Source organism: Bradyrhizobium symbiodeficiens (assembly GCF_002266465.3).
In the GTDB taxonomy this organism is placed as follows: Bacteria; Pseudomonadota; Alphaproteobacteria; order Rhizobiales; family Xanthobacteraceae; genus Bradyrhizobium; species Bradyrhizobium symbiodeficiens.
This window is the reverse complement of sequence record NZ_CP029427.2, coordinates 4,558,458-4,578,623: the sequence shown is the minus strand read 5'-3', so window position 1 is coordinate 4,578,623 and position 20,166 is coordinate 4,558,458. Positions and strand designations below refer to the sequence as shown.

18 protein-coding genes are annotated in these 20,166 nt (G+C 63.4%); all 18 read right to left on the bottom strand.

Going from position 1 to position 20,166, the window contains the following annotated elements; all coding sequences use genetic code 11:
• Positions 1-1,194 (bottom strand): class I SAM-dependent methyltransferase, encoded by a 1,194-nt coding sequence (locus tag CIT39_RS21440; RefSeq protein WP_094972025.1) that lies wholly within the window; start codon positions 1,192-1,194, stop codon positions 1-3.
• Complete coding sequence (locus CIT39_RS21435; protein ID WP_094972024.1) at positions 1,187-2,404, bottom strand: class I SAM-dependent methyltransferase; 1,218 nt, start codon at positions 2,402-2,404, stop codon at positions 1,187-1,189. The genes CIT39_RS21440 and CIT39_RS21435 overlap by 8 nt, the downstream gene beginning before the upstream one ends.
• A gap of 411 nt (positions 2,405-2,815) precedes the next feature.
• On the bottom strand, positions 2,816-4,786 hold the full coding sequence (locus CIT39_RS21430) for a hypothetical protein (protein ID WP_094972023.1): 1,971 nt from the start codon (positions 4,784-4,786) through the stop codon (positions 2,816-2,818).
• Between the two features lie 209 nt (positions 4,787-4,995).
• On the bottom strand, positions 4,996-7,284 hold the full coding sequence (locus tag CIT39_RS21425; RefSeq protein WP_094972022.1) for a hypothetical protein: 2,289 nt from the start codon (positions 7,282-7,284) through the stop codon (positions 4,996-4,998).
• Positions 7,285-7,312: 28 nt separating this feature from the next.
• Positions 7,313-8,293: a lysylphosphatidylglycerol synthase transmembrane domain-containing protein gene (locus CIT39_RS21420; RefSeq protein ID WP_094972021.1), complete on the bottom strand. Its 981-nt coding sequence runs from the start codon at positions 8,291-8,293 to the stop codon at positions 7,313-7,315.
• Between the two features lie 61 nt (positions 8,294-8,354).
• The gene (locus CIT39_RS21415; RefSeq protein WP_094972020.1) at positions 8,355-8,930 is read right to left on the bottom strand and encodes a WbuC family cupin fold metalloprotein; all 576 of its coding nucleotides are present in this window, start codon (positions 8,928-8,930) and stop codon (positions 8,355-8,357) included.
• Positions 8,908-9,573, bottom strand: coding sequence for a class I SAM-dependent methyltransferase (locus CIT39_RS21410; RefSeq protein ID WP_094972019.1), 666 nt, complete (start codon positions 9,571-9,573; stop codon positions 8,908-8,910). The genes CIT39_RS21415 and CIT39_RS21410 overlap by 23 nt, the downstream gene beginning before the upstream one ends.
• Before the next feature lie 25 nt (positions 9,574-9,598).
• Complete coding sequence (locus tag CIT39_RS21405) at positions 9,599-9,991, bottom strand: LIC12192 family sporadic carbohydrate cluster protein (RefSeq protein ID WP_094972018.1); 393 nt, start codon at positions 9,989-9,991, stop codon at positions 9,599-9,601.
• Positions 9,984-10,790: a sporadic carbohydrate cluster 2OG-Fe(II) oxygenase gene (locus CIT39_RS21400; protein WP_094972017.1), complete on the bottom strand. Its 807-nt coding sequence runs from the start codon at positions 10,788-10,790 to the stop codon at positions 9,984-9,986. Before CIT39_RS21400 ends, CIT39_RS21405 begins: the two co-directional genes overlap by 8 nt.
• Positions 10,787-11,905 (bottom strand): DegT/DnrJ/EryC1/StrS family aminotransferase, encoded by a 1,119-nt coding sequence (locus tag CIT39_RS21395; protein WP_094972016.1) that lies wholly within the window; start codon positions 11,903-11,905, stop codon positions 10,787-10,789. The genes CIT39_RS21400 and CIT39_RS21395 overlap by 4 nt, the downstream gene beginning before the upstream one ends.
• On the bottom strand, positions 11,895-13,001 hold the full coding sequence (locus CIT39_RS21390) for a DegT/DnrJ/EryC1/StrS family aminotransferase (RefSeq protein ID WP_094972015.1): 1,107 nt from the start codon (positions 12,999-13,001) through the stop codon (positions 11,895-11,897). Before CIT39_RS21390 ends, CIT39_RS21395 begins: the two co-directional genes overlap by 11 nt.
• An 8-nt stretch (positions 13,002-13,009) precedes the next feature.
• Positions 13,010-13,969 (bottom strand): transketolase family protein, encoded by a 960-nt coding sequence (locus CIT39_RS21385; protein WP_094972014.1) that lies wholly within the window; start codon positions 13,967-13,969, stop codon positions 13,010-13,012.
• Positions 13,970-13,979: 10 nt separating this feature from the next.
• The gene (locus tag CIT39_RS21380; RefSeq protein WP_094972013.1) at positions 13,980-14,828 is read right to left on the bottom strand and encodes a transketolase; all 849 of its coding nucleotides are present in this window, start codon (positions 14,826-14,828) and stop codon (positions 13,980-13,982) included.
• Positions 14,803-15,840: a phosphotransferase gene (locus CIT39_RS21375; RefSeq protein WP_094972012.1), complete on the bottom strand. Its 1,038-nt coding sequence runs from the start codon at positions 15,838-15,840 to the stop codon at positions 14,803-14,805. Before CIT39_RS21375 ends, CIT39_RS21380 begins: the two co-directional genes overlap by 26 nt.
• Positions 15,837-16,448: an HAD family hydrolase gene (locus CIT39_RS21370; RefSeq protein WP_244607420.1), complete on the bottom strand. Its 612-nt coding sequence runs from the start codon at positions 16,446-16,448 to the stop codon at positions 15,837-15,839. The genes CIT39_RS21375 and CIT39_RS21370 overlap by 4 nt, the downstream gene beginning before the upstream one ends.
• 5 nt (positions 16,449-16,453) lie before the next feature.
• Entirely contained in the window at positions 16,454-17,455 is a 1,002-nt protein-coding gene (locus CIT39_RS21365) for an NAD-dependent epimerase/dehydratase family protein (protein WP_094972010.1), read from the bottom strand.
• A 27-nt stretch (positions 17,456-17,482) separates the two neighbouring features.
• Entirely contained in the window at positions 17,483-19,048 is a 1,566-nt protein-coding gene (locus CIT39_RS21360) for a PfkB family carbohydrate kinase (RefSeq protein ID WP_094972009.1), read from the bottom strand.
• An 82-nt stretch (positions 19,049-19,130) separates the two neighbouring features.
• Positions 19,131-20,144, bottom strand: coding sequence for an SDR family oxidoreductase (locus CIT39_RS21355; protein WP_094972494.1), 1,014 nt, complete (start codon positions 20,142-20,144; stop codon positions 19,131-19,133).
• Positions 20,145-20,166 lie beyond the last annotated feature (22 nt).

The following is a 20,166-nucleotide window of genomic DNA, read 5'->3' as shown; positions in this document are numbered from 1 at the left end:
TTAGCGCTTCCGGACCACGAGGAAATGCGCCGGCTGTCCCCAAATGTTGATGAACGCCGGATCCGCCTGGGTGAGGGCGGCGACCGCGGCCGCATCCCGTCGCCCGATCGCGCCAAAGATGCGATGGAAGCTGTCGAGTGTCGCCATGATGGCTTCGATGTCGGCGGTATCGTCGGCGAGGATGTCCGCGGTGCGGATCGTCTCGCGCAGGGCCGCAAGGCCCGAGATGACGCGCGGCAGATTGGCGCCGAAGGGATCGTCGATCATGCCATCGACGTCGAGAACCAGCGCCTCGATCGATGCCGAGATTGCCTGCACGGCATCGGTCTTGCCGACCAGATAGAGCTTTCGTCCGCCGAGGAAGCTCAGGCGGCTTCGGTCGAGATGGCGTCTGGCGCGATGCAGCTTGTCGTCGCCGGACAGCACCTTCTTGTGCCAGTAGATGTCCAGGCTGTCGCGATAGGCCGGCCATGCCGAATGGACGTCGAACCCCTGCTGATCCGCCGCCGCGCACAAGCTGGCCGCGTCGAGGAAGTAGCGATGCCGGACGAACGGATTTTCCAACACGTCCATCAGCCAGGATTCGAAGCTGCGGGTGTGCGGAATGCTGTCCCACTTCGCCTCGAACAGCATCTTCGCCGTATCGAGCGCGGCGCGACCGCTCAACGCCTTGCCGGCCGCATGGATCGCCTTGAGCGCGAGCTCGAAGAAGCCGCCATAGCGCTCGTAATAGGACACGACGGCATAACCGTCCGGATTGAGCAGCCGATGGAAGATGCCGAGCCATTTTTCGCTCGGCTGTACCGTGTAGATGAAGCCCTCGGCGTCGATGATGTCGAAGCGGCGATCGCTGCCGAAGCCCTCGACGTCGGCGAGTGCGAGTTCGCGGAGACGTTGGTTCAGGCCGAAATGCGCGAAGTAGGCTTCGATTTTCGGGTGTGCGTGCCGGTTCGGCTCGGCGAGCGTCATGTTCGCGCCCCAACCGGCGAACACCAGCGCGTTCTCGCCGGAATCGGGGCCGAACTCGAGCACATCGGCATCGCGGAACAGCCGCGGCGGCAGCACCAGCTTGTCCGAAAACAGCTCGCGCCGCTGGCTGGCGTAGGCCTCTAGCTCCGTTGACGATTTGAAATTCCCGAATGTCGGCAGAACATCCTGACGTTCGTAATAGTTGAAGAGCTTGTCCTCAGCCATGCTGCGACCTTAGCGCCGCTTCGAGACGATCGAGCCCGCTCCAGATGTCGTTCGGCGCGAAGATCGAAACGATCTCGAGCGGACGCTTCACGCTGTCGCGCAGCCGGCTGCTGACCTTGGCCTCGTTCTCCTCGTTCACGGCGAGGAGACAGATGAGGGGACCCGACTTGCCGGCGAGATCCTCGGGCGAGCGGATCGGAATGCCGGTGCCGGGCAGGAACAGCCCCTGGCGCTCTTTCTGGTCGTCGACCGAGAGGTCGACGAGATCCGCCAGCTCGTGGGCGTTGGTGAAAGTGCAGGCGCGGCAGCCGGCGCCGTAGATGGCGATCTCGGCGCCGTCGGCGCGGGCTTTCGCGAGAATCGGGCGGAGACGTGCGCCGTACTCCCGTGCGCGCTGACCGAATCTCTCGCCGACGCCGGATGGCGCGGGCGGAGGCGTCACGAGGTTCTTGGCGCGGCGGGCGGCGATCGCGAGGCTGCCGCCGCTGAAATTGTATTTCTTCACCGACACCGCCTCGAAGCCGTGGCGCGCCAGCAGCGCGAGCAGGGTCGGTTCGGTGAAATAGCTCACGTGCTCCTCCCAGAGAACCGAGAGGTCTCCCTGCGCCGAGCCGGGAGCGAAATCGGGCACGTCGATGAACAGCAGACCGTCGTCGCTGAGCGCGATCTTCACGCAGTCGAAGAAGTTCTCGAAATCGACGATGTGCTCCAGCACCTGGCGCGATATGACGAGATCGAACTTGCCGGACTGAGCGACGGCGTCGTGGGCCATCTCCGGGCTGAGCATGTCGGCATAGACCTTGATGCCGCGCTCGCGGGCGATCTTGCCCGACACCGGATTGGGCTCGACGCCGACCATGACCTTGGTGCCGCGCTCGCGAAGCTTGTCCATAAACAGGCCGTCGTTGCATCCGATCTCGAACACAGACTGATGCTTCGAGAATTTCGCGATGGTGTCGAGCTCGTCCGCCTGATGCGGCTCCGGCTTCCAACTGCTGAAATTGTAGTTGAACTGCCGGTACAGAATGTCGGGATCGATCGGCTTGACGATTTGCGGCAGTCCGCAATCGCCGCAGGCCAGCACCTCGAACGGATATCGTTCATCCTGCTCGTTTCGGCTGTGCCGAAGCCGATGCGCGATCGGCATCAATCCGAGGTCGATGACCGGACGCAGGTTGGTCGAATGGCAAAGGCGGCAATGATCGGTCACGGCTTTAACTCTTTGCAGGAGCAGGTCTGAAATCGGCGTCCCGGGCGACTACGGCCCGCGGCTGGCAGCCGATATAGGGCTATATAGGGCCACAGCGTGCACCTCAATTGATAAGTTGGGTTGCACACCGTCTGCGGGCATCTCAGAGGTGGCCGCGCAAAAACTGCATCGGCCGACTTCGGGATTGAATCTTGGCGACACGGCGCCGCTCGGCTAGTGCTGCGATACCATCCGATATTCGTTCGAATTCCCTGGTCATGTCATCGCGGTTCCGCGGAGTCGTCCTGGCGCCCAAAAGTTCGACATGTCGTTCGATGTAAAAGGCATTCACATCGCACCTGCAAGACGGGACTGCTGAGGATGTGAGGGCGCCGACGGATGCGGTCTACACGGCCCGGAAGCGGGGCAGGATCACTTCCGCCTCTCGTAGAGCGTCAGATTTCCCCGGGTCTCCACAGCCACGAAATCGCGATTGATCCACGCCATGGCTTCGCGAATGCGGGGATTGTCGGACCGGCGCGCGACGATGTCGTCGTAAAACAGCCGATTCGCGTTACTCATCGTGCGATCCATGAACTGCGCATCAAAGGCGACGAGGAGCGGCATGAAATAGGCTTGGGGGGCGCGATGCGCTTGCGCCAGATAAGCCCAATCCATCATCGCGATGACCAGGACACGTTCGTCTGACTTCGTATTGTCCTGGATGAATTTGGTTTCTGTCTCGGTGATCCGGCCAAAATCCTCTTGCCACGTGCCGGGGGTCGTCGAAACGAACGGCCAGTTCAGAAGGCTCGGATAGTTTGCGTAGGATCGCAGGCCGTAGAGGTGCGGATTGTAAATGTCCTGCACGAAGAGCAGCGCCAGAACCGCAGCAACGGCCGACAGGGCGCCGAGCGCACGCCGAAACGTGGGTCGCCATTCGATGGTGAGCTGATTGGCCCACCAGGCGGCAACAATGACCAGAGGCAAGGCATTCTGGTGCCAGACTGCGTCGAGCGTCCTGTTGACCCATTTGATCATCAGCGCAACGCCGATCATCGATAGTGCCAGCAGCACTCCAGTCACGAACCGGTCGCGTGCGGAGTCTGACGGCCGTGACAGCCGTATCGTGGCCCAGCCGATCGTGACGCAGCCAACGATCTGGAGCGGAAGATTATAGATCATGCTCCAGCGCAGAAACCATTTGATGGGTGCGCTTCCCCACCCCGTGCCGTAGAGCACGAGCGGACGGAAGCACTCGATCAGGAACGTCAGGGAAAGCGCTCTCGATCCGAACAGCAGCAGGCATATCAACATTGCGGTCGCAATCGAGGTGCCGACGAATACGGCCACGTTGCGGTAGTCCGGGAAGCCGCTGGCGACCGCGGCGACGAATGTGCCTGTGACGAGGAAGAACAGCCCGATCTCGGTTTGCCAGAGCAGCGAGAGCGCGCAGAAGACAGCGGACACGATCAGCCATCCCGGACGCCTGGGGGCGACACAGTGCAGGCCGATCGCGAGCACGAAGACGATCAGCAGAGGAAACCGGGTCGGATAGGCGGACGGAGAGTAGAAGTGGTTGGCGGTGGAGAAGGCCAGCACCGCCAGAGCCGAGACGATACCGATCGCGGCGAGCCTCGACCTGACCAAATAGGTCAGTAAGAAATAGGCCTGAATATAGGTCGCCAGCGTGATCGCAATGTTCAATCCGACCACCCGCATGGCCGCCGATTTCCAGCCATCTCCCATGATGAGATGGAAGAACCAGCCGAGCGCCGGGCCATAATGCGAATGGTAGTCCAATCCCGGAACAAGGCCGGGCGCGTAGCCGTAGAGCGCGGGTCCGATGAAGTAACTGACCTTATGCGCCTCGTCCCGCACGACGGACGTCACACGTTCCAGATCGGACGGTATCAACAACAGGGCGAGAAAAGCGATCGGAAGCAGATCGATCAGCCCGACGCGGAACGGAAAGCCCGCGGAAGATCTGGCGGGCGAGAAGGAGGGATTGGCCCGCCGGTTGAGTTCGACCGTGACGGCCGCGATCCCCAGAATGACCACCGCGAACGGGAAGTTGCCACGATCGTTGGCGAAATCGATTGCGAGATAGACCAGAAACGCAGTGAGCGCGCTCAGCAGCAGTGAGCCCGATGATCGATGCGACGCATACAACGCGGCCGCAGCCGCAATCGGCGCCGATAGAAAGAACGATCCGTAGAATGCCTTCTTGCAGAGGTCGCAATTCTTTTGGGCTGCAGTCAGATCAAAGCCATCGTCGAAATTCCATTGAAATGCCGGAAGGTGATCTTTCAGCAGCAGCAGTGCCAGGTAGACCGCGGCACACCCGAGCAGCGCGGCGACCACTGCCCTGGCGGCGATCGAGCATTCCCTCGCGCGGTCCACTAGGATAACTCGACGCCGGCAGCGATCGTGCAGGAAGAGACGTCAACGGCGGCAGCAAAACTCGGGCTCTCCGAAATCACGACCAATCTCCAATCGTCTTCAAGTCAGGTCCTGTGTTGCGCCTTTATCACCACGGCCTCGCTCAAACAATCCAGCAGGACTGTGGTCGATACTCGCCATCCGATGTTCGAACTCCCCGGGAACAGAGCTCACTGGCAGGTGAAGAGCTGATCGAGTACGGCGATATTCCCGCGTTCGCCGCGACGGGCCGAACCGTGCTTCATCACCTCGAACGGATCGGTGCCGTAGCCTTCCCGGTAGATGTCTTTCGATCTCGTCCTCAAAGCCGAAATGGCGGCTTCGATCTCGGGACTCAATGCTTGATCGCGATTCTTCCAGGTCAAGATCCAATAACCTGCAGTATCGCGATAGACGGTGAACCGCCGCGCCAGCTCGCCTCGTTCGAACAGGTCGGAGAATCCATTGAGCCAGAAATCGCAATTCTGTTTCTGGACATAGAAGAACTTTACGCCAAGGGATCGAAGGGTGGCCTCTGCCGTGTCGGCGCTTCCCAGTGCGATCTTCCTGAAGTCGCGCGCAACGTCACTCTGATAGGTGTGGATGATCTTGCCCCGCGTGAGCAGCGGCGAGAAATAGCAGGGCACCATTGCGCGGTAACCATTGAGGGCGAGGATGCGATCCGAGCCGGTCGATTGCTGCAGCTCGTCACAGCGCTGCCAGTTCAGTTTGACGTTGGGCATTCGATCGAGTGCCGCCCCCTGTACAAAGGTGATGGCCTCGTCATTCTGGAAGCTCTTCCAGGGATGTGCATTGGTCGCCCAGGCGCAGGCCACGAGGAGTGACACGAAGGCGACTGGGGGCGCGAAGCGATCGGCGAACCAGGCAGGCTTGACGCGCCGCACGAGGACCAGTCCCCAACAGACCATCCCGACGGTCGCAAGCGGGAATAATGCGTTGATATGGACGGATAACCTCATCAGACTCGGAATATTCAGCGTCAGATCCAGAAGTCGGACGCTGGCCAAGTAGGCGACGACAATGAAGAGCCCGACGGGATTGGACGATGTCCCCGGTTTCGAGACATCGGAGCGATCGGGGAACAGCCTCGAACCCGCGAACGTGACGGCACACATTGCGATTGTGATGAGAATTGCGACCAGCAGAACGGATCTCACCTGTTTCAGGAAAGCGAGCAATCCTGCCCTGCTGAGGAAATCGCTGACGTCCAGCGACTGCGCCAGCACGAAATAATCGAGAATATCGAGGCTGCCGAATTGCGAGAAACGCTCGACCGATGCGACCCGCCGGAACAGCGAGTACGGATTGGTTGCCGGAATTCCGAGATAGAAATAGTTGACGGAGAATGCCAGCACGCATCCGGCAATCGCCCCGAAGCCGAGCAGCACGCAGGTCTTGAGACCAGATCGGTCGCGCTGAAGCGCCTTGGTGAACGCTCCCAATGTCGAGATCAGGAAAACGAACGCTGCGTAGAGCGGATAAGACGCGGCAACGGCAAGGCCGCACATGCCGGCGGCAAGCCGATCCCGGCTCTGGGACGATCGAATGACGACCAACAGGAAGTAGACGAAGAAGGCGGCCGTCTGAAGGTGGTATTTGCCGAACTCCATGACGTAGAGGCCAGGCCTGAGGTTCGGCGTCGTCTGCGGCCATGCGAGCCCGAGGACCGCCAAGGCGAACGCGATCGGTATCGTCGCGTCTTCCCAGCGGCGTCCAAGTGCCTGCAACGGCAAAACGAGGCGGGCGAGCTCGAAGATCACCGCGCCGATCCCGACGAAGTAGAGAAACGAGATGATCTGGGCAACATGGGGCGGCAGAAACGTCGCCAGCATCAGATGCAGCCCGTTTCCGTGGCCGACCTCGAAGTCGGAGAAGATGGGATTGTCGGCCGCGAGCCAGATGCTGTGATTTCTCGCAACCTCGGCAAGATACGGGGCGTAGAGCTGCTGGACGTCGCTGGACATGACGTCAGGTATGAGAGCGCGATCGATGAACACCGTCGCCAGCAGCCATAGCCCGAGCACCGATGTTGCGAGCAGCGGCAAGGTCAGCGCAAATTTCCGCGGCTTTTTGAAGCTGCGGCTATCCCACAGCAGAACCGCGGCCGCAAATCCGAGAACGATTGGGGGGTACAGGATGGAAAGTGCGCCGAGTCCAAATCCCGTCAAGATGAGCGCGGCCGCGCCGACGAAGAACTCGTCGACGCGCTGAGTGGGCTCGCGCCTGATGAGCGAGAAGACCAGGCGTCCGGTCGCCATGATGAGCCAGCCGAGATACGGCGTCAGGACGATCCAGGCGAGGACGTAAAATCGAGTCGTCCAGCCGCCATCGAAGAGCAGGGTGCGGTAGGTGCCGGTTCGGTTGACGAACCAGATGGACAGTGCGGCAGTCACGAAGATGAGGACACGCAACGACCATGTCTCGACGCTGGCGCGCAGGCGCAGCCCGGTGGCTGCCATCGCTGGATCTTGTCTGGGGGCGCCCATGCTAGACCGGCGCTGCATCGGCTCGTTCGGTGATGGTCCGCGCCTGGTCGGGGCTGAAGCTGGCGCGCTCCGGCGCGATCAGCCATACCAGCCCGCCGAACAACCCGACGATCAGGGCGCCGAGACCCAGCAAGACCGATATCGCGAGCGCCTTGTCGGCTGCGATTCCAGCAAGACCGAGCGCAGCGACCATCGCGCCTTCGCGCACGCCCCATCCCCCGATCGAGATCGGAATCGCGGAGGACAGGATCACAAGCGGGACCAGGACGAAGGCGTCGAGTGCGGAGAGCGGCGCCTGCAGTCCGATCGCGAGGACATAGCAGGTCGCGACGGTGATGAGGTGGACGGCAATGGCGGACCCAATCAGCATCGCTCGCCCCTCGGCCGCCAGCAACGGAGCCCGGACCAGCATCGCGAACTGCACGACCCTGGACGGCACGGCCGCGATCACGCGCGGCGGCCACCAGTCCAGCGTTACCAGGGCGATTGCGCCGAGGCATGCGGCCGACAGAATGATTGCGATCGCGAACAGGAGCGAATTGTCGGGGACGCGCGCCAGCAGGAACGGCAATCCCGCCAGGAGGATGAAACCAAGAGCCAACAGGCCGAGAAAGCGATCGGCCACGATGCTGCCGATCGTTTGCGACCATTGCACGCCATTCCGCCGCAGCATCCAGATCCGGACCGCGTCACCGCCCGCGGGCAGCACCTGATTGAAAAAGGTGCTGATGATGAGAATGCGCCAGCCGGGCAGCCAGCCCATGGGCACGCTCATGGCGCGGAGGATCAGGATCCAGCGGTGGCAGAGAACGAAGGTCTGGGCGAACAGCAGCAGCACCGCGAGTGCCAGCATGTGCAATTTGACGGCAAGCAGATCGGCTTGCAGGGACGACAAATCCTGGGTCCGCAACAGCAATACCAGGATCCCGATCGACACCGCGAACTTGACCAGGGTAACCAGTGCTTTTGCGGGCAGCTTCATCGGCTGGTGTCGTCCTCGATCATTCGCGGGCGGGATCGTCGAGCAGCGCGTGTGGTCGAATCTACCGTCGCACCAGATGCTCCGCGGCGAGCGCGCCAGTCCGGGTGACGTAGTCCTGGACCTCGGTGGCGTCGCCGCCATCGGGGGCCCAGTCGGGAAATACCGTGCGTGAGGGATCGAACGGGCCGGCGGTGGTTTCGTGGAACACCAGCCATTCCGAGGTGATCAGGATCGAGTGGAAGACCTTCTCGGGCATTCGGTAATAGCAGCGCTTGCCCTGGCCGTAGGGCGCCATCTCGAGTACCTCGCGAATGCGGCCGTCATCCTCGAAGATCACGACCTGGGCAGTGCCCTCGATCACGTGAAACGATTCAGGTTTGCCGAGATGCTTGTGCGGCCGGACATAGGCCTCGCGGTGATGCACGATCAGCATTTCGTGCAGGCCGGACGAGGGATCCGGGTGCGTGCACAGCCGGCTGCGCAGACGTGGGTTGCCGGCGGCGATGCGCTTCAGCTCCGCGATCGTGGCGTCGTCCGCCGTGACGATGGCGTCGTCCGAATAGTACACTTCCGGATTCTGCGCGCGCAGCGATGTCGACCGGCGCAGGCCGGCTTCATTCGAAGAAGATGAACCCATGGTCGCCCCGATAGCCGCAATTGTCGTAGATCCAGGCCCAGGTTTCCGGGCCGTGGAAGCTCAGGCAGGTGAGCTGCCAGTAGAGCAGGTTCGCCTTCTCGCGCTCGTTGCGGAACGATTCCACCATCAGATATTTCGAGGCGCCGCGTCCGACGCGTTCGATCTCCCGCACCGCGCGGAAGACGTCCTCGAGCGGAAGGTTGTGCAGCACGCCGAGCGATACGACGAGGTCGAAGCCGTGATCGGGGTAGGGGAGCTCGACGGCGCTGCCGACCTGGAGCTGCGGCCGCACCTCCTCCTTGGCGTTGGCGATGCCGTAGTCGGAGATGTCGATGCCGGCGATCGTGAGGTCGGGGACGAGCTGGGTGAATTCATACAGTAGGTAGCCCTTGCCGCAGCCGACATCGAGCACGCTCATGCCGGGCTTGATGCCGTAGCGATCGATCAGGGTCTGGGCGAGTGGGCGCCAGCGTCCGTCATAGCGATAGCCGCCATAGCCGTAACGCCGCTCGCCGTCCCAGTAGTCGCGCCCCCATTTCCGCGCGACGGTGGCGGATTCCGCCTTGTCGTGCTCGACCACGCGCTGAACGTAGTTCCGCCTGGTCGAGGCGTGCATCGGCTGGAGCAGGTTGATCTCGGTCATGGGGGCCAACCGGTCCGCGACATCGTCACAGGATGGTGGCGTATTTATTGACCAGCAGGATGTCCTCGACGGCCTGGATGTCCTTCTGCGACGACAGCGTGATTTCCTCGACGGCGGCGTGCAGGTCGCAGCCTTCGCGCAGCACGCGGTCGTAGATCTGTCGCCGCCGTGCCTCGTCGGGCGGCAGCATGAAGATGCTGTAGAGGATCAGGCCATTCAGGCGGGGCAATTCGTCCATGATGTCCTCGAGCACCATGTAGCTGCCGGGCATGATGTGCTCGACGGCACTGAGGAGGAATTGCAGGTTCTTGCGCCGCGCGTAGTCGCGGATCACGATGTTCTGGACGTGCTGCGGGGTGCGGCTGCCGTTCAGGGGCCGGGCACCGATATAGCCGCGATGGCCGGCTCGCTCAGCCATGGAAGCCTCCCGGCAGCTTGTATTGCATGCCGACCCGCGTCGCCGGGCGCAGCAGGATCGGCTCGAAGAACTCGCCGAAGCGCTTGTCCGCGTAGGGCGACATGATGCTCTTGAACCGGCAATTCATGCTCCAGCGCGTGCCCGGCTCCTCGTTGACGCGATTGCCGTGCATCAGGGTCTGATTGAACAGCATCACGTGACCGTAGGGGATCTCGATGAAGGTCGCGTGCGGCTTGATCGTCTTGTACAGCTCCTCGGCGCTGCGCAGGTCGGCCATCCGGTCCTGCATGTCGCCGTTCAGGGATGGCGGCAGCAGATACATCGCCTTGGTGTGGTGGACGTCCACCAGCGGCACCCACACCACGACCTCGAACGGCGAATCGCCCGACCAGACGTCGGAATGGGTGGCGAGCAGCGACGAGCTGTCGCCGGGCATCTGGATGCTGAGATTGACGCGGCGCTGCATGCAGAGCTCGTTGCCGACGATGGTCTCGATCGTCGAGCGCGCCAGGCGGAAATAAGTCGGCCGGAACCAGGCTTCGGCGTTGAGGCCATTGAAGACGTGCAGCCGCAGGCCGTTGAGATCGTCCACGCTCACCCTGGTGTGGATGCTGTCGAGCATCGCATAGGGGTCGTTGCTGTGCGGCAGCTTGAGATAGTCGGCCGCGAGCTCGGCGGCGCGCCGCTGGATGCGGTCGAGGCCCGCGCGATCATCGGCCGGCGTGGTGACGAAGCCGTTGTCGATGAAGCGCTGCGCCAACGCCTGCTCATCGGCCTGAAGGAAGTCGGTATCCGTCATGCAAAATACTCCCGGGCGATCGCACAGATATAGCTGATATCGGCGGCCGACAGGAACTGGTTGATGGGAAGCGTGAGGATCTGGTCCGCCTGCCGTTCCGTCACCGGGAACGCGCCGCGGCCTTGACGGAGATGCGCCGCCGCCGGCTGCAAATGGATCGGGACCGGATAGTGGATGGCCGTCTCGATGCCCTTGTCGGCAAGATATTTCTGGAAATCGTTGCGGCGGTCGGTCTGCACCACGAAGGTGTGGAAGGTGTTGAACTCGATGTTGCGGCAGGGCGGAATGAACAGGGGGAGCCCTGCGAGCTCGGCGCGGTATTGCGTGGCGTTGCGGCGCCGGCGTTCGATCACCGAGGGCAAATGACGCAGGCGAATGCGCAGCACCTCGGCCTGAAGCGTGTCGAGCCGTGAGACGATGCCCCATTCCTGGACGTCGCTGCGGTTGATCAGGCCGTGATTGCGAAGGCGGCGGATGCGTGCGGCCATCTCGGCGTCGGCGGTGACGAGGAAGCCGGCATCGCCGGCAGCGTTGAGATTCTTCAGCGGATGGGCGGAGAAGCAGCCGAACGTGCCGATGGTGCCGCTCATCCGGCCGTCATAGGTCGAGCCGACGGCCTGGGCGCTGTCCTCGATCACGGCGAGCGCGTGCTTGTCCGCGATCGCCATCAGCGGGCCCATGTCGGCCATGCGTCCGGTCAGGTGCACCGGCATGATCGCCTTGGTGCGGGGCGTGACGGCGGCCTCGACCGCGGCCGGATCGATGTTCTGGTCCGGGAGCACGTCCGCAAACACGGGCGTGGCGCCGACCGCGACGATCGCGGCGGTCGATGCCACGAACGAATTCGGCGGGGTGATCACCTCGTCGCCGGGACCGATGTCGAGCGCCCGCAGGGCGAGGATCAGCGCGTCGGTGCCGGAGTTCAGCGTCACCACATGGGGCGAGCCGAGATAGGCGGACAATTCCTCCTCGAGCTTTCCGACCGCCGCGCCGCCGATGAAGTCGCCGCGCTGGAATACGCCTTCCACCGCCTGCATGATCTCGGTGCGCTCTTCCTCGAACTGGGCGGGAAGATTGACGTAACCGATGCGCCGGCGGCCGGTGTCAGCGTCCATGGCAGAACTTCCTGACGGTCTCGATGACGCGATCCTGCTGGGCGCGGGTCAGATGCTGGTCGACGGGGAAGCTGATGACTTCCTTGGCGTGGCGATCGGTGACCGGGAAGGTGCCGGGCGCGTAGCCGAGATGCTTCAGGCCTTCCTGCTGATACAGCGGGATCGGATAGTGGATCTTGGCCTCGATGCCGTTGTCCAGGCAGTATTGGTAGAGCTCATCGCGGCGCTCGGCGAACACCATGTAGAGATGGTAGACGTGCTTCACGTTGGGCCGGCGCTGCGGAACGCGCAAGCCGGGCAGGCCGGCAAGGCCGGCGTCGTAATACGCCGCGTTCTCGATCCGGCGGCGCGTGATCTCGCCGGTCTGGCCGATCAGCCAGTTGCCGACGACGGCCTGCAGGGAATCGAGCCGCGAGTTGCAGCCGAGGATCGAGATCTCGTCGCGGTTCTTCATGCCGTGGTTGCGGATCAGGCGGAGCTTCTCGTTCATTCCGTCGTCATTGGTGACGACGACGCCGGCGTCGCCCCAGACGTTGAGGTTCTTGAGCGGATGCAGCGAGAAGCCGGCGGCGATGCCGTGGGTGCCGGAGCGCTTTCCCGCGAACTCCGACAGGATGCCCTGGCAGGCGTCCTCGACCACGGGGAGGTTGTGGCGCTGCGCGATCGGCATCAGCTTGCCCATGTCGGTGACCTCGCCGGTCAGCTGGACCGGCATGATCGCCTTGGTCCTTTTGGTGATGGCGGCTTCGACCTGGTCGACGTTCATGCAGAAGGAATCGTCGCAGTCGACCAGCACCGGCGTGGCGCCGGTTTCCGCGATCGCGCCGACGGTGGCGATGAAGGTGTTGGCGGCGGTGATGACCTCGTCGCCGTGGCCGACGCCGAGCGCCTTGAGCGGCAGCTTGAGCGCGTCGGTGCCGGATCCGACGCCGATGGCGTGGCGCACGCCGATCAGCTCGGCGAAGCGCTTCTCGAATTCGGCGACGGGCTTGCCAAGGGTGAAGTCACCGGTCGCAACCAGCCGGCCGATCTCGGCCAGAATGGGGGCGGGGTCGGAGAATTGCTCGAGCAGATAGGAATATCGAACGTCGTACATGTGACCCGTCAGGTGGAATGGAGTTGAGGGGAGGATGTGCGCGACGCCGCGAGCGCGTGCTCGATCGAAGTCGCGATGGCATTGGGCGCGAGGCCGTGCTTCTTCAGCAGCGAGTCCTGCGAGCCGTAATTGTGCATGAAGCGGTCCGGCAGCGACAGCCGCAGCATCGCGGGCAGGCCCGAACCAAGCTTGTCGATCAGCGTCTCCGCGACTGCGCTGCCGAGGCCGCCGGAGGGCACGTGCTCCTCCAGCGTTACCAGGAGCTTGATGCCGCGGATGGCCTGCAGCAGCGCTTCGGTGTCGAGCGGCTTCACCGTATGCATGTGCAGGATGCCGGCGCGGACACCCTGCGCGGCCAGCAGGTCGGCTGCGGCGATGGCACGCTGGAGCATGATGCCGGTGGTCACCATGAGGACGTCGCCCGGCGGGCGCATCAGGATGGCCTTGCCGATCTCGAAGCCGTGCTCGGCCTTGGAGACGATGGCGTCGCCGCCCTTGCCGAGCCGGATGTAGATCGGTCCGGTCCAGTCGAGCGTCTTGTCCATCATGCGCGCGGCCTCGTCGGCATCGCACGGGCAGATCACCGTCATGTTCGGCAGCGCCCGCATGATGGCGATGTCTTCGATCGCCTGGTGGGTGGGGCCGAGCGGTGCGTAGACCAGCCCGCCGCCATTGGCGATCAGGCGCACCGGCAGATTGTGCAGACAGAGATCGACGGCGACTTGCTCGTAGCAGCGGCGGGTGAGGAAGGTCGCGATGGTATTGACGTAAGGCACGAAGCCTTCCATCGCGAGACCGGCCGACATGCCGATGATGTGCGCTTCCGAAATGCCCTCGATCAGATGGCGCTTCGGAAACTCCTTGCTCATCGCACGCAAGGTGCCGGCGCCCGGATCGGAGCCGATGTAGAGCACACGCTCGTCGCGCGCGGCGAGCTTGTGGACCATGTTCATCGCGGTGTTGCGCATGGGGAGCCGATCAAAAATCGCCGACGGCGACGCGGATGGCGTCGAGCTCGGTGTCGGACAGCTTGTTCTTGTGATGCCAGTCGGCGTTGGATTCCGCGGGCGGCAGACCCTTGCCTTTGACGGTATGGCAGATCACCGCGGTGGGTTTGCCCGGAACGGCCGGGACCTGCTTCAGGACGGTGCGCAGGGCGCCGACGTCGTGGCCGTTGAGCTCCTGCACGGCAAAGCCGAAGCTGCGCCATTTGTCTGCGAGCGGCTCCAGCGGCAGGACGTAGTCGGTGGGCCCGTAGCTCTGGAGCTTGTTGTAGTCGATCATCGCGACGAGGTTGTCGAGCCCGTGCTTGGCCGCGCCCATGGCGGCCTCCCACACCGATCCCTCGTTGATCTCGCCGTCGCCGAGCAGCACGAAGGTCCGGTAGCTGCGCTCGCGCATGCGGGCGGCGAGCGCGAGGCCGACGCCGATCGACAGGCCGTGTCCGAGTGCCCCGGTCGAGGCCTCGACCCCGGGCACCATGCCGTATTCGGGATGTCCGCCCAAAATACTGTCGGAGCCGCAAAAGCCGTCCAGCTCCGACAGCGGGAAGAAGCCGCGGTCGGCGAGCAGCGCGTAGAGCGCCAGACAACCGTGTCCCTTGCTGAGGATGGCGCGGTCGCGTTCGGGATCGCGCGGGTTCTGCGGGTCGATCCGCAGCACGTCGTCGTAGAGCACGCGGACCATCTCGATCAGCGACAGGGCTGGACCGACATGGCCGCGTCCGGCGGAGCGGACAGAACCGAGGACCAGGCGGCGCAAATAGAGACTGCGCTCGTCCAGCGTGCAGGTGAGGGCGGCTTCAGCGTGGGGTGAGATCTGGATCACGTTTGCAAATCATTTGATGAAGCCGGCGGGCTTTGTCGAGCTGACCGGCAAGGCGGACCGTCAGATCGCCACCTTGCGCAGCCAAGGCGCGCCGGGAGCGGCTTTCGGGCAAATAAGCATTCAGGACAATCAGGCACCAGATCGCCCCGAACACAGGATACAGTACGTCACGGCGGATCGCAAACGCGTCATCCCCAGCCTCGAAGGCGCGCGAGAGCCGTTCGATCAAGCGATTCGCGCTAGCCTCGGGCAGATCGCTGCCGGGGTGAATCGCGGTGTCGGACACGAGTTTGACCGGATCGTCCCAGCCGAAATATTCGAAGTCGATGAAGCGCAGCCTGCCGTCTTGGCCGCGCAGCGCATTGTGCAATCCGAAATCCGACGGGCTCAATGCGCGATGCGCGGGCAAAAGGTCCGCTGCAGGATCGCGCCCCAGTTCCGCATAGCGCCGGCGGAGCCGCTGAATGGCGGCGGCAGTGCTGGGAACCAGGCTGCCGTCGACGAAGGCGCGCAAGTCCGGATGATTGTCGGAGGCCCGCCTCAGTCCGTCCAGGCGCTGCTCGTACTGAGCGATGGCTTCTTCGGGTGAAAAGATGCTGGCTGACGCGTTCCGCAAGGTGCGCGCACCTACGGCGTCGCGCAGCTTCTGCAATTCGATCAGGAAATCGGCCAGCTGGTCGGCATCGTCGTCCTGGGGATGCAGCACCGCGGCGTCGCCGTCGAACCATTGATACAGCGCGCAGAACGCATCGGCGTCCTTTGCGATCGGCCGCGGCGTCGAGGCGATGCCGTGGCGCGACAGAAATGTGAGCGCGTCATATTCCTGTCCCAGGCGGTCGCGTCCGTCGGACGGATAATGCTTGAGGGCGAGGGGCGGTCCCTCCGCCATTTCCAGCCGAAACACCCTGTTGTTGCCGCCGGATCGCGCCGGCAGCGCGGCCGCGACCCGGGCCCCCGCCAGACGACTGCCGATCTCCACTGCATCCGCTGCGCCGATGTCGGGCTCGCTCATGCCGCAAACACCTCGTCATGGATGCCGGCCCATGTCGCGATCGGCTTGCAATGTTCGGGGTGCAGGGACCGCGAACGCGTGAACAGGATCGCTCGCGTGCCCTTCGGGAAATGCGGCTGCTCGAAGACCTCGACGAGATCGTCGATGAAGATGTCCAGCTCCAGGCTCGAGAGCCTGTCGACCTTGGCGGCCATCGTATCCTCGAAATAAACATCGCCGCTGGCCACCGCCGCGTCCGCAGCGTCGATGAGGCCGGCGCCACGGAGCCAGCCGCGTGCGGCCTCGCGCAGGTCGGTATGGTCGGGGTCCTGATGACCGAATCGGGTCTTGTGGCTGACGATGTACACCTTGGCGCCGGTCTGTCTGCACGCCACGAGGAATTCGCGAACGCCCGGATAGATCTCGGCGCCGCCAATGCCCTTGCCATAAACGAAGCCTTGCAGGCCTTGCCAGGCGAACTCGCCGCCCGTGCGGGATCGCAAGAGATCCCGCACATCGTTCTTCAGCCCCTCCCAGCCCTCCGGCACCAGGTCGCGCTGACGCGCCGCGGCGGCAAAGACCTTGTCGTAGCAGATGATCGTGTTGTCGAAATCGATGCCGATCCGCACGCCGCTCACTTCAGGCTGATGTTCTGCATCATCTTGATGTTGAAGTACCGGGGGTCGTTGAGCGAGTTCGGCAGGCGGCCGGACCTGAAGGCGTCCACCAGGCCGGACACGGCCTGCTCGATCGTGTGCGTCGGCGCAAATCCGAGCTCGCGGCGGATCTTCTCCGAGGAGACGTGATAGGAGCGCAGGTCGTCGGTCGGCTCGACGGCCACTTCGACGTTGTTTCCGACCACCGATTTGACGATGTCGGCGATCTTCATCAGCGAGTGGTTCTCGTAGCCGATGTTGTAGGTCTTGCCGTCGATCTTCGCGTCATCCTGCTGCAGCAGGAACAGATAGGCCGCCGACATGTCCTGGATGTGCAGGTTGGGCCGCTTCTGCGTTCCGCCGAACACCCGGATGCGGCCGGTGTTGACCGCGAGGTTGGTCAGGATGTTGACGACGACGTCGAGCCGCTGCCGCGGTGCGTAGCCGCAGACGGTGGCGGGTCGAACCGTGCAGGCGACGAAGCCGGAAGCGGCCTCTTCGGCGAGGTCGGTCTCGCACATCGCCTTGAACTTGGAGTAGTCGGTGAGCGGCTCGCAGGACAGTTCCTCGGTCACCTCGGCCTCGTCCTTGATGCCGTAGACGCTCGACGAGGAGGCGTAGATGAAGCGCTTGATACCGGCCTTCTTGGCGGCGCGCACCATCGGACGGAAGCAGTCGTAGTTGATGGACTTGCCGAGCCCCGGATCCAACTCGAACGAGGGGTCGTTGGAGATGCAGGCGAGGTGGATCACCGCGTTGTTGCCGCGCAGGGCCTCGTTGATCGCGGCCTCATCGCGGATGTCGCCCTTGATCAGGCGAAGGTTCGGATTGTTGCGAACCGCGTCGAAGACGGATTCGCCATACATGAACAGGTCGAGCACCGTGACCTTGTGGCCCGCTGCCAGCAACTGGGGAACCAGCACGCTGCCGACATAGCCGGCGCCACCGGTGACCATCACGTTCCATTTCTGATCAATCACTGTCGTTCTCCAGATTTCCGGTTCGCGTCACTTCAACAACGCGGTGACGAATTTGACCAGGGGCGCCTTTTCGACTGAGTTGCGGTGACCGACGATGCCGACCTTGATCGCGCCCGCCGCGTTGCCGATGAAGGCGACGTCCTCGATATTGCCGCCGGCCGCCACCAGCGGCGCCGTGATCGTCAGGAAGGCATCGCCGGCGCCGACCGTGTCGACCACGGTCTTGGTGAAAGCGGGCACGCGCGCGACGCCGGTCTTCGACGAGAAGGGATAGCAGCCAAAGGAGCCGTGCGTGATGATCATGTTGTCGCAATCGATCTTGCGGTGCAGGCCGTCCTCGATCACCGACGCGATGTCGTTGAACTTGTCGGTGGCGGCCAGCCGCGCTTCCGGCGCGTCGATGCAGACGTAGTCGGCTTTCGGATACTTCGTGATCAGGTTGTAGCCGTGGTTTCCGCTGTTGCTCTGGGCGTTGACCGCCAGGAACTTGGAGTTCGCGATCAGCGTGTCGATGGTGCTGGACGCGATCATGCCGTGACCGAAATCGGTGACGATCACCACGTCCCCGCCACGAACGCGCTCGGCGGTGACCCGGTCGATCTCCTTGCGCTCGGCCTCGTCGAGCGGCGTGTCGTCCATGGTGTAGACTTCGAAGAGCTTGTGCAGATAGCCCATCTCGACGTACCGCAATTTGCGGGTCGTCGGACGGCCCTGAATGCGGATCGGCGTCAGCGTGACGTTCGGGCGGACATGCGCGCGAATGAACTCCTCGGGGTAGTCGTTGCCACCCAGCGTCGTGACGATCTCCACCGACTTGCAGAAGCTCGCGACGTGATTGGCCGCGGCAATGACGCCGCCAGCAAATTGCTCGCCGTTCTTGAGCAGGGTGGCGACGATGTTCTCCTTCGAAGCCTTCCCGAGCGCCGTGACGTACTGGTATTCGTCGATGATGGTATCGCCGACCAGCACGACGTGCATGTCCTGGATCTTGTCGATCAGCTTCAGCAGGCGTTCGGCGCCGCCGCCTTCGCGCACCTTCTGGAGGTAGTCGCGCAGCGGGGGATCGTAGATGTCGAAATAGCGGTTCAGCAGTGACGACGAGCTGAAGGTGACGTCGCGCGTGAAGACGATTCGCCCGCCATGACGTTCGACGACCTCGCGCTCGGTGGCGATCTTGCCGGTGACGTCGTCCTCGGGGTTCTCGTAGTCCGAGCCCTTCACGTAGGTGTCGGGGCGCACGGTGTCGAGGACGGGCTCGGCGCTGGAAGTCCGGTTGATGCCGACCCAGTCGACCGTGCCGAGCGCGGCCAGCATCTCGGCGCGCATGTTCTCCGGGAAGATCGGCCGCCCCGGCCCCTTGTTGACGAAACGGTCGGCGGTGATGGTCACGATGACCACGTCGGCCTCGTTGCGCGCCGCCAGGATGTGCCGGACGTGGCCGAGATGCACCAGATCGAACACGCCGTGGCAGAGCGCGACGGTCAGGCCCTTGGCCTGCGCGGCGCGCGCAATCTCGCCCAGCTCCTCGATCGTCTTGATCTTGTCGTGCGGTGCCGGATGGCCGGTCGACTTGTCTGTCGCAGCATTACCCATGTGAATTACCTAAAGCGCCGGCAGCTCTCAGATGGCCGGACCGAAATGATCGACTCGCAGCAACGATATCCGGCGAGCCTGTTCAAGAGCTTGCCTTTTGCGGTGAGCCGTCGTCACCGAGATATTTGAACCAATCCTTGGTGGCGTCGGCGATCTTGTCGACCGTCCACAAGGGCGCATCCTTGTATTGATCCATCGACTTCAGCATCGTCGCGACGCCGTCCTCGAATTTCACTTTCGGCGTCCAGTTCAGGACCCGCTTGATCTCAGTGATGTCGGCGTAGGTGCAATCGGGCTCGCCCGGACGCTTGGGAATATGGACCTTGTCGCCGCCGAGAAGCTCGACCAGCCGGTTGACGCTGTAGGTGTTGTCCGAGCCGACGTTGAATACCTGGTGCGAGATATCGGAGCGCGCGGCGGTGACGAAGGCGTCCGCGACGTCGCTGACGAAGGTAAAATCGCGCGTCTGCTCGCCGTCGCCGACCACCGTGAAGGGCTTGCCGGCGAGCTTCTGCGCCATGAAGACACCAAACACGGCGCCGTAGGTGCCCGTGGTGCGATGCCGCGGCCCGTACACGTTGAACAGGCGCAGCGCCACCGCGGGAAGCTTGTAGACTTGGCACCAGTGCATGACGCACTGCTCACCGAGATTCTTGGTGAGCGCGTAGGGATACATCGGCCGGATCTCGGCGCTCTCGGGCGTCGGATAGACGTCGGGAATACCGTAGCAGGACGACGAGGCGGCGTAGACGAAGCGCTTGGCGCCGGCGTGCCGCGCCGCTTCGAGAACGTTGACCGTGCCGTCGACATTGGCGCGGTGATAGGGGATCGGGGACTCGATCGATGGAACGATGTCGGCCAGCGCCGCCAGATGGAAGACCCAGTCGATACCGTGGAAATACGGCTTGATCTGCTCGAGGTCGGTGACGTCGGCCCGCACGACCTTTAACCGGCTCGAACCGGCGCGTGCGGCCAGATTTTCGGGACGCCCGATGACGAAATTGTCGAGCGCGATGACCTCGTGGCCGTCGTCGAGGAGACGGTCGACGAGGTGACTTCCAATGAATCCGGCGCCGCCAGTAACGATGCATTTCATGAGGAACATCCGTGACGCGAAT

What these genes read in the sequence shown, in the direction of transcription:
- CIT39_RS21420 (WP_094972021.1), bottom strand. Translation starts at nt 8,293, where the DNA reads ATGAAGCTGCCCGCAAAAGCACTGGTTACCCTGGTCAAGTTCGCGGTG.
- CIT39_RS21390 (WP_094972015.1), bottom strand. Translation starts at nt 13,001, where the DNA reads ATGTACGACGTTCGATATTCCTATCTGCTCGAGCAATTCTCCGACCCC.
- CIT39_RS21405 (WP_094972018.1), bottom strand. Translation starts at nt 9,991, where the DNA reads ATGGCTGAGCGAGCCGGCCATCGCGGCTATATCGGTGCCCGGCCCCTG.
- CIT39_RS21425 (WP_094972022.1), bottom strand. Translation starts at nt 7,284, where the DNA reads ATGGCAGCCACCGGGCTGCGCCTGCGCGCCAGCGTCGAGACATGGTCG.
- CIT39_RS21400 (WP_094972017.1), bottom strand. Translation starts at nt 10,790, where the DNA reads ATGACGGATACCGACTTCCTTCAGGCCGATGAGCAGGCGTTGGCGCAG.
- CIT39_RS21410 (WP_094972019.1), bottom strand. Translation starts at nt 9,573, where the DNA reads ATGACCGAGATCAACCTGCTCCAGCCGATGCACGCCTCGACCAGGCGG.
- CIT39_RS21375 (WP_094972012.1), bottom strand. Translation starts at nt 15,840, where the DNA reads ATGAGCGAGCCCGACATCGGCGCAGCGGATGCAGTGGAGATCGGCAGT.
- CIT39_RS21395 (WP_094972016.1), bottom strand. Translation starts at nt 11,905, where the DNA reads ATGGACGCTGACACCGGCCGCCGGCGCATCGGTTACGTCAATCTTCCC.
- CIT39_RS21355 (WP_094972494.1), bottom strand. Translation starts at nt 20,144, where the DNA reads ATGAAATGCATCGTTACTGGCGGCGCCGGATTCATTGGAAGTCACCTC.
- CIT39_RS21360 (WP_094972009.1), bottom strand. Translation starts at nt 19,048, where the DNA reads ATGGGTAATGCTGCGACAGACAAGTCGACCGGCCATCCGGCACCGCAC.
- CIT39_RS21415 (WP_094972020.1), bottom strand. Translation starts at nt 8,930, where the DNA reads ATGGGTTCATCTTCTTCGAATGAAGCCGGCCTGCGCCGGTCGACATCG.
- CIT39_RS21385 (WP_094972014.1), bottom strand. Translation starts at nt 13,969, where the DNA reads ATGCGCAACACCGCGATGAACATGGTCCACAAGCTCGCCGCGCGCGAC.
- CIT39_RS21440 (WP_094972025.1), bottom strand. Translation starts at nt 1,194, where the DNA reads ATGGCTGAGGACAAGCTCTTCAACTATTACGAACGTCAGGATGTTCTG.